This window comes from Legionella sp. PATHC035 (genome assembly GCF_026191115.1).
In the GTDB taxonomy this organism is placed as follows: domain Bacteria; phylum Pseudomonadota; class Gammaproteobacteria; order Legionellales; family Legionellaceae; genus Legionella.
Window position 1 is genome coordinate 2,075,440 of record NZ_JAPHOT010000001.1, and the last position, 13,056, is coordinate 2,088,495.

A 13,056-nucleotide genomic window follows, 5' to 3' on the forward strand; every position below is an offset into this window, starting at 1 on the left:
GAATTACCATGCTGCTCAAAAAAAATATCCAATGAACAAAAAAGACATATCTCATTGAAAAATATTAATTTTTTTTAGTAAATTTCTTGACTTATTTCATTCCACTGCTAATACTCACACTGTTGCATGCATCGACCTGAAGCGACGAAGGCATGCTAATGACAACTCCTAGTAGAGAGTTATCAATAGAAATAGGAAACAATAATAATTTATGCGGAGACATAAGCATGTTAAGTTTAAAGAAAACAACTTTAGCTATATTAGCTTTGGGCAGCAGTTCACTATTTGCTGGTACCATGGGGCCAGTTTGTACCCCAGGTAACGTTACAGTTCCATGCCCAAGTACTGGATGGGACGTTGGTGGACAAGCTCTTATTTTACAAGTAATGACTGATAACAACATTTCCTTAGATTTAGATGTTACCCCAAATGGTGTTTCTCTTGACACTGATTTGTCTGCACAATGGGACTGGGGTTTCCAAATTGAAGGTTCTTACCACTTTAATACTGGTAATGACATTACTTTAACCTGGTATCATTTAGACACTGGCTGGAATAACCACGAGTTTAATCCGGAGTTTGACCCAGATTTATTAGTTGGTTATGGCCACAAGAACAGATGGGATGCAGTAAACGGTGAAATGGGTCAATTCGTTGACTTCAGCGCGAACAAGAAAATCCGTTTCCATGGTGGTTTCCAATTCGCTAGCATCAAGAGAAGCATGCACCAATTTGCCTTTGAAGCTCCTGAAGTTAATGAAGAAGAATTAGGTGTTGATGTAGGCCTAGAAGGTAGCACTCAATACAACGGTTTCGGTCCACGCACCGGTATCGACATGAACTACGTATTCGGTAACGGCTTTGGTATTTATGCTAAAGCAGCTACTGCAATATTAGTCGGTACATCGAAGCACGGATTTGACCTTGATGTGTTCGACCCCGCAACTGGCCTTTTAGCAGCTGATTTCGATGTTAGTGGAAGCAGAACTGCAATTGTTCCAGAATTAGAAGCCAAGTTAGGTGCTAGCTATGACTATGCGATGGCACAAGGCGACCTGATTCTTGACGCGGGTTACATGTGGTTTAACTACTTTCATGCGTTAAATGCAACCGTTCTGCCTGTAACTGCTACTGATTTTGGCGCTGCAGGTCCTTATTTCGGTCTGAAGTATATAGGAAACATTTAATTCGCTATCATTTTAATAAATTTAATCAATACTGTTGACTTTATGAAAGTCCGGTTGGATAATTGAGCAAGGTACGCTCTCGGTATAGAGCGAATATGCGTACCGTTGCTCAATATTAAAATTGGTAACGAACGGAAATAATAATAAAAAGTGGAGATAAGCATGTTAAATTTGAAAAAAACAGCGTTAGCTGTTCTTGCTTTAGGTAGCAGTGCAGTATTCGCTGGTACCATGGGCCCAGTTTGCACCCCAGGTAATGTTACTGTTCCTTGCCCAAGCAGTGCATGGGATATCGGTGGACAAGCTCTTGTTTTACAAGTAATGACTGATAACAACATTTCCTTAGATTTAGATGTTACCCCAAATGGTGTTTCTCTTGACACTGATTTGTCTGCACAATGGGACTGGGGTTTCCAAATTGAAGGTTCTTACCACTTTAATACTGGTAATGACATTACTTTAACCTGGTATCATTTAGACACTGGCTGGAATAACCACGAGTTTAATCCGGAGTTTGACCCAGATTTATTAGTTGGTTATGGCCACAAGAACAGATGGGATGCAGTAAACGGTGAAATGGGTCAATTCGTTGACTTCAGCGCGAACAAGAAAATCCGTTTCCATGGTGGTTTCCAATTCGCTAGCATCAAGAGAAGCATGCACCAATTTGCCTTTGAAGCTCCTGAAGTTAATGAAGAAGAATTAGGTGTTGATGTAGGCCTAGAAGGTAGCACTCAATACAACGGTTTTGGTCCACGTACTGGTATTGACATGAACTACGTATTCGGTAACGGCTTCGGTATTTATGCTAAAGCAGCTACTGCAATATTAGTCGGTACAGCAAAGCATGGATTTGATCTTGATACATTCGATCCAGCAACTGGTCTTTTGGTAGCTGATTTCGATGTTAGCGGAAGCAGAACTGCAATCGTTCCAGAATTAGAAGCTAAATTAGGTGCTAACTACACTTATGCAATGGCACAAGGTGATTTAACTCTGGATGCTGGTTACATGTGGTTTAACTACTTCCATGCATTGAATGCAACTGTATTGCCAGTTACTGCAACTGACTTCGGTGCTGCTGGTCCTTACTTCGGTCTGAAGTATGTAGGAAATGTTTAATTTCTTAATTGATTAAGATCTTATAAAAGCCCGTCATTAATGATGGGCTTTTTTTTTCTAATGGAGTATTCATGTTTAAGAAAGCAACTATATCTATGTTAGGATTGGTAGCAAGCGTAGCTACTGCAGGTAGCATGGGTCCAGCATGCACCCCAAGTAATGTTACCGTTCCATGTATTACAAATCTCTGGGACTTTGGTGCACAAGCGCTTTATCTAAGATCAATTTATGGTCCTGCCAAAGCCATAGAATTTGGTGCATTGCCTCTAAATAAAGAAATAAAAAATGATTGGAATTGGGGCTATCGTTTAGAAGGCTCTTATCATTTTAATACCGGAAATGATATAACCATTAACTGGATGCATTTTAGTACATCCATTGATCCAACAGAATTTTTAGGTGTTCTTACTATTCCTGCAATAGGCCTACCGGAAATTCCGGCTCCTTTTGAATTAATTAGTCGTAATAGAATAGACCAAGTTAACGTAGTTATGGGGCAGTACACCGATCTCAGTATGCGAGACAAGATGCGGTTCTACGGGGGGTTACAATATGCGAATATTGAATCAACATCTAAAAACTACTACATAACCGAGGAAATTCCCTTTATTGGAAGTAATCCATTTACCAAATTTGACAATAGTGATTACAAAGGTATCGGACCAGTTGTTGGAATTGATTACGCCTATTACATTACCAACTCACTTAGCCTAACCGCAAACGGTGCAGGATCTATTCTCATTGGAACCAATAAGTATCATGCTGGTTTTGTCGTCTCACCGACTGAGGCTATTGTAGAACAAGTATTTTTCCGTAAAAAGGGTGTTGTTCCAAGCCTAGAAGCCAAACTTGGGGTGAATTATGCACATAATACACCAATAGGGATGGCAAACATTCAAGCGGGCTATCAGGTAGTCAATTACTTTAACGTACTGCAAGATCAATTATTCCCCAATTTATTTGGTCCTGTTCGTCCAGTGGATTATGGCGTTTTTGGTCCCTATTTTGGTCTAAAGTTAATTGGTAATGCCTAAAATAGCGACAATTCCCTAATTTAAGACAATCATCTAATTGAAACCCATACATACGCTATGGGTTTTTTTTATACAAATCATTGAGTTGCAAAATTTAGGCAAATTTGTGAAAAATAAGCTAGCCACTCCTTGTTTCCCAAGATATAATTTTCTGCCCTATCCGATGTGGAAGTAAAAATAATGAACAGGAGTACCGCATGCAGTATAAAAAAATCCTATTGGCTCTAGTCTGTTTGTCATCGCCACTCTATGCGGAACATGATCAACAGTTGCAGCGTCAAATTGCTCGTTTGCAAAAACAAGCAGAACAACTTCAAACTCAATTAAATGCCTTACAAAAGGAACTTGTTTCAAATAAACGGACCCATTCAACTCCTACGAATAAAAAGGCAAAGAAACAAGAACCTGCTTCTCCTAAAAAGCATGGAAAGAAACATGAGCATCATAATGCTCATCAAGATCAAATGATAAAATATCATTCATCAACCTTATCAGTGCATACTCCCGTAGAGCATCCAGAATCAATAGGATTTTACCCAACAGCCTTAGTCGCGGACAATCGTGTTGTCACCTACATTGCAGGAACGCCCGTAGTCGCATCACCCTATTTAGGGGATAGACCTGCGTTTGATGGCTCTGACTATATTGTAAATATTTCGAGTATCAACCGCGACATTCGCTTGATGCAACAACGTCGAAGATTATATAGGGCTTATCAAAACATGGGATATCCAATCCCTGAAAGACCAATCATTGCGCTTAGTGGTAAAGCCGAACCTGTAGGCATGATCAACAGTAATTATGTTGGAGGTACTAATGTTGATTTAACTCTAGGATCAAGTGAGCTGGATGTTGCGGCTGCATTAAACCAAAATGTTGAGGCTTATATTGCGATAGCCTATGATGCTAGTCCCCCTGAGGTTGGCCCAAGAATTAATAACTCTGCATTTAACTTAAATATGGGCTTTGTGAATATTGGTAATCTGGATAGAACTCCCTTCTATTTTACTGCAGGGCAGTTGTATGTTCCTTTTGGGCGTTATTCCAGCTCGATGATCAGCTCTCCATTAACTTTGGATATGGCACGCACGAAAACAAGACCTTTTATCCTCGGTTATAAATCACAAGAAGATACAGGGCCATTTGTTGCGACTTACATCTATCGAAGCGACACCACGACTGGAAGGGCAGGTGTAGGTGGGGTGAATGCGGGATATTCCTATGCATTTAACGAAATTCATGGTGAGGTGGGCGCAAGCTACATCAGTTCGATTAATGATGCAGCCGGAATGCAAAATACCGCCGCCAACCCAGGAACTTTCGGTGGTTTTGGTTCCTTGCTTAATGGAAATGAAGCAGTACGTAAAACCCAAGCAGTTGATGTGTACGGTAACTTAGCATTTGACCGCTTTAACTTTGCAGCTGAATGGGTTGGTGCAGTCGAAGCATTCAGGGCCCAAGATTTAAGCTTTAATGGTCGTGGTGCGCAACCGCAGGCATTACAAACTGAAATTGATATGACATTTAGAGCTTTTCACAGACCTTCTTCCATAGGGGTTGGTTATCAATGGACTAAAGACGCACTGGCTTTAAATCTCCCGGAACAACGTTTTATCGGAGTATTTAATATTTCTATTTGGAAAGATACTGTAGAAAGCATCGAATACCGACATGAAATAGATTATGGGAAAAATCAATTTGCTAATGGTGCAGCACCTCCAGGACTTGTAAATGCACCTACACTTGGCACAGGTGGCACGGCGGATACTGTTTCGGCTCAGATTGGAGTTTATTTCTAAAAATCTATCCACCTAAAAAGGGTAAGCAGTACTGTAGGTTGGGCCTTGGCCCAACAAAAAGTCTTTAGCGAATTGCGTTAAAGGATTTTGGACCAAAGCCCAACCTACTCATACAGGCTACGATATTTCATCACAAGCAATCTTAGGATAGTCGTGTTGCGTGCAAGGCATGCCGCAATAGAGAGCACAAACTGTGCTATCTTTTATCATATACGGGATATTTCATAAAGGAAAGGAGCATGTGTAAATCGTACAACATGCCAAGGTCCAGACGCGCAGCCTCTGGTATCATGACCTTCATATTCCAGCTCACTGTGTTAGCTATTTTATTCATCTATTCCTCTGCGTACGCATCTAAAGTGATTGAACTCAATATTAAAGGGCCAATTGGCCCGGCTACTGTAGACTATGTGGTGCGTACTATTGATACAGCACAACAAGCAGATTTAATCCTGATCACCCTTGATACTCCCGGCGGGCTTGATGAAGCAATGCGGTCGATAATTCAAAAATTTTTATCATCCAAGATTCCCATTGTAACTTATGTGAGTCCAAATGGTGCGCGTGCGGCGAGTGCAGGAACCTATTTGCTTTATGCCAGCACTTTGGCCGCTATGGCACCAGGAACACAATTGGGAGCAGCAAGCCCAGTCAATATAGACGCAACTGGTTTTAGCAGTGAGACGTCCAATAAGCAAACAACCATGGATAAAAAAATGACTAATGATGCCGTGGCAACAATACGCTCATTGGCGCAACTTAGAGGGAGAAATCCAGACTTTGCCCAAAACGCAGTTAAGAATGCAGAGACATTAACCGCTACTGAAGCGTTAAAAGAAGGGGTCATTAACTTCATTGCAACGAATGAACAAGACTTACTGACCCAGTTAAATGGTGTATCAGTAATGCAAAACAATCAAACCATCAAGCTCAATACCAGCAACCCACAGATTCAGCGAATTGAGCCTGATTGGCGTACCCGATTTTTATCGATCATTACTGATCCGACTGTGGCATATTTGCTGTTGTTACTGGGGATATATGGTATTTTTTTTGAATTGGTTAATCCAGGACATTTATTACCCGGCGTAATTGGTGTGATATCAATGTGTATTGCACTTTATGCATTCCAACTATTACCGATAAATTATGCGGGTTTTTTTCTTATGGTATTAGGAGTAGGGTTTATCATCGCGGAGGCATTCATTCCGGCGTACGGATCTTTAGGCGGCGGCGGGACAATTGCATTTATTATCGGTTCTATCATGTTACTGGATACCAATAATGCGTGGTACCACATCGCTTGGTCTGCAATAGCGGCTATGGTGTTAGTGAATATCCTGCTTTTTGTGATTTTGCTCGGTATGGCAATAAAAGCCAGACGGCAAAGTGTAAAACATGGTTTAGGCGTATTAATAGGAGCTAAGGGACGCACACTTGGCGACATTAATCTGGAAGGACAAGCAATAATTCATGGAGAAATTTGGAGCGTTCGTTCAAAAAAATTTATTGCTAGCAACCAATCAATAAAAGTCATTGCAACTTCGGGTCTTGTATTGGAAATCGAAGAAGATGCAGCGAATCAAGGAGGGTAAAAATGGGACCTTTTTTAACGGTAGTCTTAGTGCTGATCCTGCTGCTTTTAATATCAGCGGTCAAAGTATTTAGAGAATATGAACGAGGTGTCGTGTTTATGCTAGGCCGCTTTTGGCGCGTTAAAGGACCTGGTTTAGTCCTTATTATTCCGGTAATCCAACAAGTAGTACGAGTTGACTTACGGACCATTGTCATGGATGTTCCGAGCCAAGACGTTATATCGAAAGATAACGTTTCTGTCAGGGTTAACGCCGTCTTATACTTTCGGGTAGTGGCACCAGAAAATGCAATTATCCAGGTAGAAAATTATTATGAAGCAACCAGTCAATTGGCACAAACGACACTCCGGTCCGTACTGGGGCAACATGAACTGGATGAAATGCTTTCCGAGCGTGAGCAATTAAATAGTGACGTCCAAAAAATATTGGATGCCCAAACAGACAACTGGGGTATTAAGGTGTCTAATGTCGAAATTAAGCGCGTTGATTTGGATGAAAGTATGGTCCGCGCAATTGCCAGACAGGCGGAAGCAGAACGTGAGCGACGTGCTAAAGTGATTCATGCCGAAGGAGAGTTGCAAGCCTCCGCAAAATTATTAGAAGCGTCACAAGTATTGGCACAGCAACCACAAGCGATGCAGTTACGTTATTTGCAGACATTAGCCGCTATAGCAGGCAATAACAACTCAACAATTGTGTTCCCAATGCCGATGGAGCTGGGTGATATTTTGTCCAATATGGCATCAAGAAAACCATAACTTAAATTAGGACTATAGCCTGGGTGATCGCAAAGTCATGCCTGAGTTTAGCGGCGCTTCACCCGGCAACCACCTTACATGCCTCGAATGCAGTATATTTTTTGGGGAGGTTAATAAACTCGTCGCGGTTTTAATTTAAAGGCAATCAGAGTCAGAATACTGATTGTTGGGAGCAGAATTATGTATGAGAGTATTTCAATTATTTTAAATAAAGACTTTTTTTTCCCTTCTGCTAGGGCATAACGGCGACTAAATTTTTCAAATAATGGCCAATCGCAAATTCTAAAACCATTCGGTGATTTGTACCCCATAAAAAAGTAACCCGTAAAATATCCGTAAAACTGAAAGAATTTTCGAGGGTAAAAAATATAGGTGGCCGCAGCGGAGGCCTCAAGATAGGTCGTGTAATGCCAACAATTTTTAGGCATAAACAGCATATCTCCTCGTTCGAGCGTGATGTTATACCCTTCTGCCTGGTTTAATCGAGGAAATTGTTTCGATAATAAATCCCATGGCTGGCCAAATTCCAACAAACTGTCACCAACGTAAGGAAGTTTATAAATAAAGTGGCTTTGATCTTGAGTGAATAATAACACTTGTTTTTTGCCACTTAAGCATAGATGGAGATTACAACAATGCTCCCTATCAAAGTGTATTTCAGTATGTGCCCCTCTGCCGCCAAAAAAATAAACAACTTTTAGCTTCTTATTGAAATATCTTGGCCGAAGTGGAATTTTTTGCCAAAGAGGTACATGTCGTTCTATCGCTTTAGAGTGCATCGGAAAAGTCTGGCCAAAAATTCGATACGGCATATTCTTTTTAATTTCGGACATGACCGTAGTATAATCGCCGCTATTATAAGATTTCCAACTATCATTTTCATAAGTATCATAGGTTATTATACCTTCAAGAAGGTTTTCAAAATAATCTATAGAAAACTTGTCGGTAAAATTTTTTATTTTTATTAAAATGGGTTCTTTTGAGCGATAAATGAGATGCTTAATGTATTCTTCATGACCATATTCGTACTCAACTTCTTGTATTTTTTTTATTTTCATCGCTTAACCTTTTGAATAAGATAATAAAAATAATACTTTTTACCCCAGAATTTTTCTTTGCGGGCGTATTTTGCAACGTAGTTAAGCGCAGGGTTTTTAAATCTGATTTTCCACCATGGAAGAAATATTAATCCACAGACCGCAGCAATAGTTGGCAGTTCGGCCATAAATTTGCCCATGTCATCCCCAACAATAGACAAGGCTTGCCTATAAAATCCTTCTTCATTGACAATTAAACGTTGATAAAGAGACGCCTGTACTTGCTTGGTAATATTGGTTTTTTGAATTATTTTTAATTTGCCGCTGTTTTTAATAAATTGTTCTAATTTGTTGGATTGATCTTTAATTTTAAAATAATGATCTGCATAACAAAAAAAACCACCTAAAGACAAGACGCGTTCAACTTCCGAAAAAAAGTCGTCAATTCGAGGATAAAGATGAGAGCTTTCAAGATTGGTAACAATATCAAAGCATTCATTTCCTAAAGGCAGATTTTCCGCATCGGACTGAATATAGTTCACTTTATCTTGCTCATAAAAATGTCGATTGGAATTGATTACCAATCGGTTAACCAAATCGACACCTAATGCATAGTTAGTTTTTAATAATTGAGAACTTGCTTTAAGACCAAGACCATTACCACTCCCTATCTCAAGCAATCTTTTATTAAAAAATTGAGCTTTTATTAATGGCCTAATCAGGGTATAAAGAAGCAGTTGTGAATAAATATCTTGTACCTCAGATATTTTAGAAAAATCAAAATTTAGTTCTTTATATTCGTCATGGATTTGTTTGTCCCATAAACCTAAGTTCAAAAATACTTTATTATGATGTAATTGACCGAAAGTGTTATAACTGTCTTGAATCAGTTTTTTAATTAATTTAATTTCTGAGAGATCGAGGTAATGATGTCTCATTACGAAGCCAATTTGCCTGGCCGCATGGCTATAACTAGGGGTTTCTTCATCCATTGGTATCTAGTAATTATTTAACTTATATATCAAGTATAAACGATTTTATTGAAGAGAAAGTATTTAATAGAAAGTCATGAATCTTTTGGGGCAATATAAATACAATCTTTCGTTTATTCTGCTTTTATGATAGAACACTCATTTTGAAGCATTTAAGAGGTTTTTACTGTGTCGATCAAATCAGATAGATGGATAGAAAAAATGGCGCTTGAGCATGGAATGATATCTCCATTTCAGCCCGGACAAGTGCGTGAAAATGAAAATGGAAGAATTATTTCCTACGGTGTGTCCAGCTATGGATACGATGTTCGTTGTGCTAATGAATTTAAAATTTTTACTAATATTAATTCTGCTATTGTGGATCCTAAAGCGTTTGATGAAAACAGTTTTGTGGATGTGCAATCGGATGTATGCATCATTCCGCCTAACTCGTTCGCATTGGCGAGGACGGTTGAGTATTTTCGAATTCCCCGTAATGTCTTGACCATTTGCCTGGGCAAATCAACGTATGCACGTTGTGGAATTATCGTTAACGTGACGCCTTTAGAGCCGGAATGGGAGGGACACGTCACTTTGGAATTTTCAAATACTACTACCTTGCCTGCCAAGATTTATGCTCATGAAGGCGTAGCACAAATGTTATTTTTGGAGGCCACAGAAGTGTGTGCTGTTTCATATCGCGATCGTGGCGGCAAATACCAAGGACAAACGGGCGTTACTCTACCTCGGACTTAAGGATACGCTATTCTGAGGATAGTCAGGATCTCCAGTATGGAACATGAGTAGGATGACCAGATGCTGAAATCAGGAGATCGCTCATCCTAAACGCCTCAGGATGATGATGTTTGGTGTCGCCCCGCAAAACCCGGGTAAGGTCTGCGTCCTTCCCCGGGGCTATACCTGGAGGCCATAGCGAGCAAGAATCAAATTCACCTATTCTTCATCAGGTAATTTATATTTATCGCGTGAGGCATCAACGCGCTCACGTAATTCTTTTCCTGGTTTAAAGTGAGGACTGTATTTCGCTTTAGTCACAACTTTTTCACCCGTTTTGGGATTATGGGCATTGCGTGGAGGTCTATAATGGAGAGAAAAGCTGCCAAAACCCCGAATTTCTATTCTTTGGTTTTTAATGAGTGCCTCACTCATTAATTCCAATATCTTATTGATACCATCAGCAACTTGCTTTTCAGTAAGATGCGTCATTCGAGCAGCGATTTGTTCAATGAGTTCCGATTTGATCATACCCACCTCGTGTTGTCGCGTGTTTCAAAGTCTGCTACCAATACAGATTAGGTGCTGACAATTGTCCCTTGTTTTATTAGTATAGACCGGGAAAAAAATTATTCAATATTTTCAAGACAGTTAGTCGCGGTAGTTTTTCTAGAGTGAATGTAGGCAAAAACAACCCCCCAACTCATTTCAACTTTAGTACGTTTTGTCAACGTAAAATGGGTAGAGGATAATGCCTTGCTGGTGGTAATGATCGTTTTAAGATGCGATAAATGATCAAGCTTAGCGCAGAGCTTTTCCCATAGAGGCCCAAAAAAAGCAGTAGAATTGATAAAGACAAGCGTTGCCTCGTTTAAATTCACTTCAAGAAAATCACCTAAAATAAATTTAATTTTTTTGGCCTGTATTGCATAATTGGCTATGTGTGCTAATTGCTCGGCTTGTTTGCATGCTACAGAATAGAGTTCGGGAAACAATTCAATCCCTACGCTTTTGCATACAGGGAAGACCATACTACAGGCCAGTACTGCTTTACCTGTTCCTGAGCCTAAATCATAGAATACCGTATTTTCATCGGGCCTAGTTAGGGATAAGAGAGCGATGAACGATGAAAATTCGATTTCTCCGTAGGCATATTCCATTGCATCGTTTGTTTGACGTGCATTCTGTGAGAGCATGAACCCATTGACATTGGTGTAGAGTTGATGAAACACTTGGGCGTGTCTTTGTAAATTTAATGATTTTTGCCAGCGAATTACATGGAATTGCCTTCTTCGGAGCCGCACGTGAATGAGCAGGGTAAAAAGTACGAGAAGTAAGCAAAAAAAATAGGGTATCCAGTGGTTCAAAATAATCCTTGAATTAGGTGCCATTCCAAATTAGGCATTGTTAATACACCTGGTTTATTTCGTTTTCTAATGCATTTCCTATGGAAGTACGCCGCTTTGATAGAAAAAGATTATCAAGGATGTACGGAACTTTCCTTTAGGTAGTTTGCCGAAATTTCATAAAAACGCAAAGTATAAAAAACATTAATCACTGTCTTATTATTGTCTAATCGAGTAAAATTACAGCATCTAGTATAGAATTATATTGTTAAGTATAATTTTATTACTATAATTTTGTTTTATAAAAGTGAGCACCATTTTAAATTTATGTTCATGAGTTTTGTAAGTTAATATTTCCTTAATTTTGATTCATTAGAATGAAAATATATTGAGGGGTGGGAGAGTATTATGGCGGGTTTTTTTAGTACCAAAGCTTATGTGCATCATGAGCCAAAGCCACGTGCAGAATACAATTTTATCAACGTGGGTACCGAACAATTTCATGCTGTTGCGGTGGCGATGATCGATTCGTTACAAAGTACTTCCCAAAGAGGTAATGATGCTACCTTAAAAAAAATTTTGGAGCGTTTTTATCTACACTTTCCCAAATACATTAACAACCAACCTTATTTAACACTTCCGGAACGGATGGGGATGTTACTCAATAGTTCTCGTAAGTCAGAATTAGTAGAGTGTATGGCTTATGTTTTGCGGCAATTGGCAGTGGACGAGCTTTATACACATCCTTTGATGTATCGAGAGGTGTTTGATGGATTAAGTGCGGAAACTCCCAAAAGTTATTTGCGTGATCCCACAGTACAATTACCAGCAAGTGCTTTAAATGCCCTTGCTCAGACACTGGGGATTAGTATTACCTTATCTTTTAAAGAACTCGGAAAGGAACTGAGAAAAAAAGAAGTATATGATGGAGAAGCATAATGCATAAAATGAATTTAGTGATTCAAGTTCAAGGGGAAGGAAAGCAGGAACAGTATTTCCCAGCTGTAAGGAAAGGTCATGAGAAAGAGTACGCCTATGTTCGTCAATTAGCGGTTAATCCGCCAGAGCCTGTTGAGAATACAAAGGAGCAGGGGGAGACTCTGCGTGACATAATTCACCTAATCGAAGAGGACAATAAACAGTTGTTGCACTCTTATGATAACTATCGGACCGCCATTTTTAGCACGGCTCGAGATGAAGAATTAACCCATGAACAGTTACACAAGCGATTGAGAGAACTTTATATCAAGTATTTACCTCAAACGAAAAATACCGTATCCGTGGCCGCTTTGGAGCAGTCCAAAAGAAAGCCGCTTATTGCTGATGCCCCTGAGGAAGGGGAGGAACAAACAATCAAGCTATTGGCAAACGCTTTGTCCGACTGGATTACCACAAAGCAAGTTGATCCGGATACTTTATTTGATGAACTAGAAAAGCGCGCTACTGTTGGCTTGACTAGGTAACTTAACCCC

At 39.7% G+C, this 13,056-nt stretch carries 13 protein-coding genes; 9 read left to right on the forward strand and 4 right to left on the reverse strand.

Annotated elements, in window-relative coordinates:
- Nucleotides 1–227 precede the first annotated feature (227 nt).
- From OQJ13_RS09115 to OQJ13_RS09140, 6 genes are all read left to right on the forward strand, one after another.
- Nucleotides 228–1,187: an Lpg1974 family pore-forming outer membrane protein gene (locus OQJ13_RS09115; protein ID WP_265711914.1), complete on the forward strand. Its 960-nt coding sequence runs from the start codon at nt 228–230 to the stop codon at nt 1,185–1,187.
- Nucleotides 1,188–1,349: 162 nt separating this feature from the next.
- Nucleotides 1,350–2,309, forward strand: a complete 960-nt coding sequence (locus OQJ13_RS09120; RefSeq protein WP_265710550.1) for an Lpg1974 family pore-forming outer membrane protein — start codon at nt 1,350–1,352, stop codon at nt 2,307–2,309.
- 71 nt (nt 2,310–2,380) lie between these two features.
- Complete coding sequence (locus OQJ13_RS09125) at nt 2,381–3,343, forward strand: Lpg1974 family pore-forming outer membrane protein (protein ID WP_265710551.1); 963 nt, start codon at nt 2,381–2,383, stop codon at nt 3,341–3,343.
- 197 nt (nt 3,344–3,540) lie between these two features.
- Nucleotides 3,541–5,142, forward strand: a complete 1,602-nt coding sequence (locus tag OQJ13_RS09130) for an LbtU family siderophore porin (protein ID WP_265710552.1) — start codon at nt 3,541–3,543, stop codon at nt 5,140–5,142.
- 290 nt (nt 5,143–5,432) lie between these two features.
- Complete coding sequence (locus OQJ13_RS09135) at nt 5,433–6,737, forward strand: NfeD family protein (protein ID WP_265711915.1); 1,305 nt, start codon at nt 5,433–5,435, stop codon at nt 6,735–6,737.
- A 2-nt stretch (nt 6,738–6,739) separates the two neighbouring features.
- Nucleotides 6,740–7,495 carry a slipin family protein gene (locus OQJ13_RS09140; protein ID WP_265710553.1) on the forward strand — a complete coding sequence of 252 codons (756 nt, stop codon included), beginning with the start codon at nt 6,740–6,742 and terminating at the stop codon, nt 7,493–7,495.
- Nucleotides 7,496–7,605: 110 nt separating this feature from the next.
- On the opposite strand, the gene OQJ13_RS09145 is transcribed toward OQJ13_RS09140, so the two are convergent.
- Both OQJ13_RS09145 and OQJ13_RS09150 read right to left on the reverse strand, forming a co-directional pair.
- Nucleotides 7,606–8,553: a cupin-like domain-containing protein gene (locus OQJ13_RS09145; RefSeq protein ID WP_265710554.1), complete on the reverse strand. Its 948-nt coding sequence runs from the start codon at nt 8,551–8,553 to the stop codon at nt 7,606–7,608.
- Nucleotides 8,550–9,524 carry a class I SAM-dependent methyltransferase gene (locus OQJ13_RS09150; RefSeq protein ID WP_265710555.1) on the reverse strand — a complete coding sequence of 325 codons (975 nt, stop codon included), beginning with the start codon at nt 9,522–9,524 and terminating at the stop codon, nt 8,550–8,552. The genes OQJ13_RS09145 and OQJ13_RS09150 overlap by 4 nt, the downstream gene beginning before the upstream one ends.
- Before the next feature lie 168 nt (nt 9,525–9,692).
- Here OQJ13_RS09150 and dcd point away from each other — a divergent pair, with 168 nt between their 5' ends.
- Nucleotides 9,693–10,259, forward strand: a complete 567-nt coding sequence (gene dcd, locus OQJ13_RS09155) for a dCTP deaminase (protein WP_028382382.1) — start codon at nt 9,693–9,695, stop codon at nt 10,257–10,259.
- A gap of 198 nt (nt 10,260–10,457) precedes the next feature.
- On the opposite strand, the gene OQJ13_RS09160 is transcribed toward dcd, so the two are convergent.
- Both OQJ13_RS09160 and OQJ13_RS09165 read right to left on the reverse strand, forming a co-directional pair.
- Nucleotides 10,458–10,769 (reverse strand): integration host factor subunit beta, encoded by a 312-nt coding sequence (locus tag OQJ13_RS09160; RefSeq protein ID WP_028382383.1) that lies wholly within the window; start codon nt 10,767–10,769, stop codon nt 10,458–10,460.
- A 98-nt stretch (nt 10,770–10,867) separates the two neighbouring features.
- Entirely contained in the window at nt 10,868–11,629 is a 762-nt protein-coding gene (locus OQJ13_RS09165; protein WP_416209907.1) for a methyltransferase, read from the reverse strand.
- A gap of 363 nt (nt 11,630–11,992) precedes the next feature.
- Between OQJ13_RS09165 and OQJ13_RS09170 the strand changes: the two genes are divergently transcribed.
- On the forward strand, nt 11,993–12,523 hold the full coding sequence (locus OQJ13_RS09170) for a transposase (RefSeq protein ID WP_265710557.1): 531 nt from the start codon (nt 11,993–11,995) through the stop codon (nt 12,521–12,523).
- Nucleotides 12,523–13,047: a hypothetical protein gene (locus OQJ13_RS09175; protein ID WP_265710558.1), complete on the forward strand. Its 525-nt coding sequence runs from the start codon at nt 12,523–12,525 to the stop codon at nt 13,045–13,047. Before OQJ13_RS09170 ends, OQJ13_RS09175 begins: the two co-directional genes overlap by 1 nt.
- Nucleotides 13,048–13,056: the final 9 nt, after the last annotated feature.

Coding starts and splice junctions, on each gene's coding strand:
- OQJ13_RS09170 (WP_265710557.1), top strand. CDS start 11,993: ATGGCGGGTTTTTTTAGTACCAAAGCTTATGTGCATCATGAGCCAAAG.
- OQJ13_RS09115 (WP_265711914.1), top strand. CDS start 228: ATGTTAAGTTTAAAGAAAACAACTTTAGCTATATTAGCTTTGGGCAGC.
- OQJ13_RS09135 (WP_265711915.1), top strand. CDS start 5,433: ATGACCTTCATATTCCAGCTCACTGTGTTAGCTATTTTATTCATCTAT.
- OQJ13_RS09165 (WP_416209907.1), bottom strand. CDS start 11,629: ATGGCACCTAATTCAAGGATTATTTTGAACCACTGGATACCCTATTTT.
- OQJ13_RS09145 (WP_265710554.1), bottom strand. CDS start 8,553: ATGAAAATAAAAAAAATACAAGAAGTTGAGTACGAATATGGTCATGAA.
- OQJ13_RS09125 (WP_265710551.1), top strand. CDS start 2,381: ATGTTTAAGAAAGCAACTATATCTATGTTAGGATTGGTAGCAAGCGTA.
- OQJ13_RS09130 (WP_265710552.1), top strand. CDS start 3,541: ATGCAGTATAAAAAAATCCTATTGGCTCTAGTCTGTTTGTCATCGCCA.
- OQJ13_RS09160 (WP_028382383.1), bottom strand. CDS start 10,769: ATGATCAAATCGGAACTCATTGAACAAATCGCTGCTCGAATGACGCAT.
- OQJ13_RS09150 (WP_265710555.1), bottom strand. CDS start 9,524: ATGGATGAAGAAACCCCTAGTTATAGCCATGCGGCCAGGCAAATTGGC.
- OQJ13_RS09175 (WP_265710558.1), top strand. CDS start 12,523: ATGCATAAAATGAATTTAGTGATTCAAGTTCAAGGGGAAGGAAAGCAG.
- OQJ13_RS09120 (WP_265710550.1), top strand. CDS start 1,350: ATGTTAAATTTGAAAAAAACAGCGTTAGCTGTTCTTGCTTTAGGTAGC.
- OQJ13_RS09140 (WP_265710553.1), top strand. CDS start 6,740: ATGGGACCTTTTTTAACGGTAGTCTTAGTGCTGATCCTGCTGCTTTTA.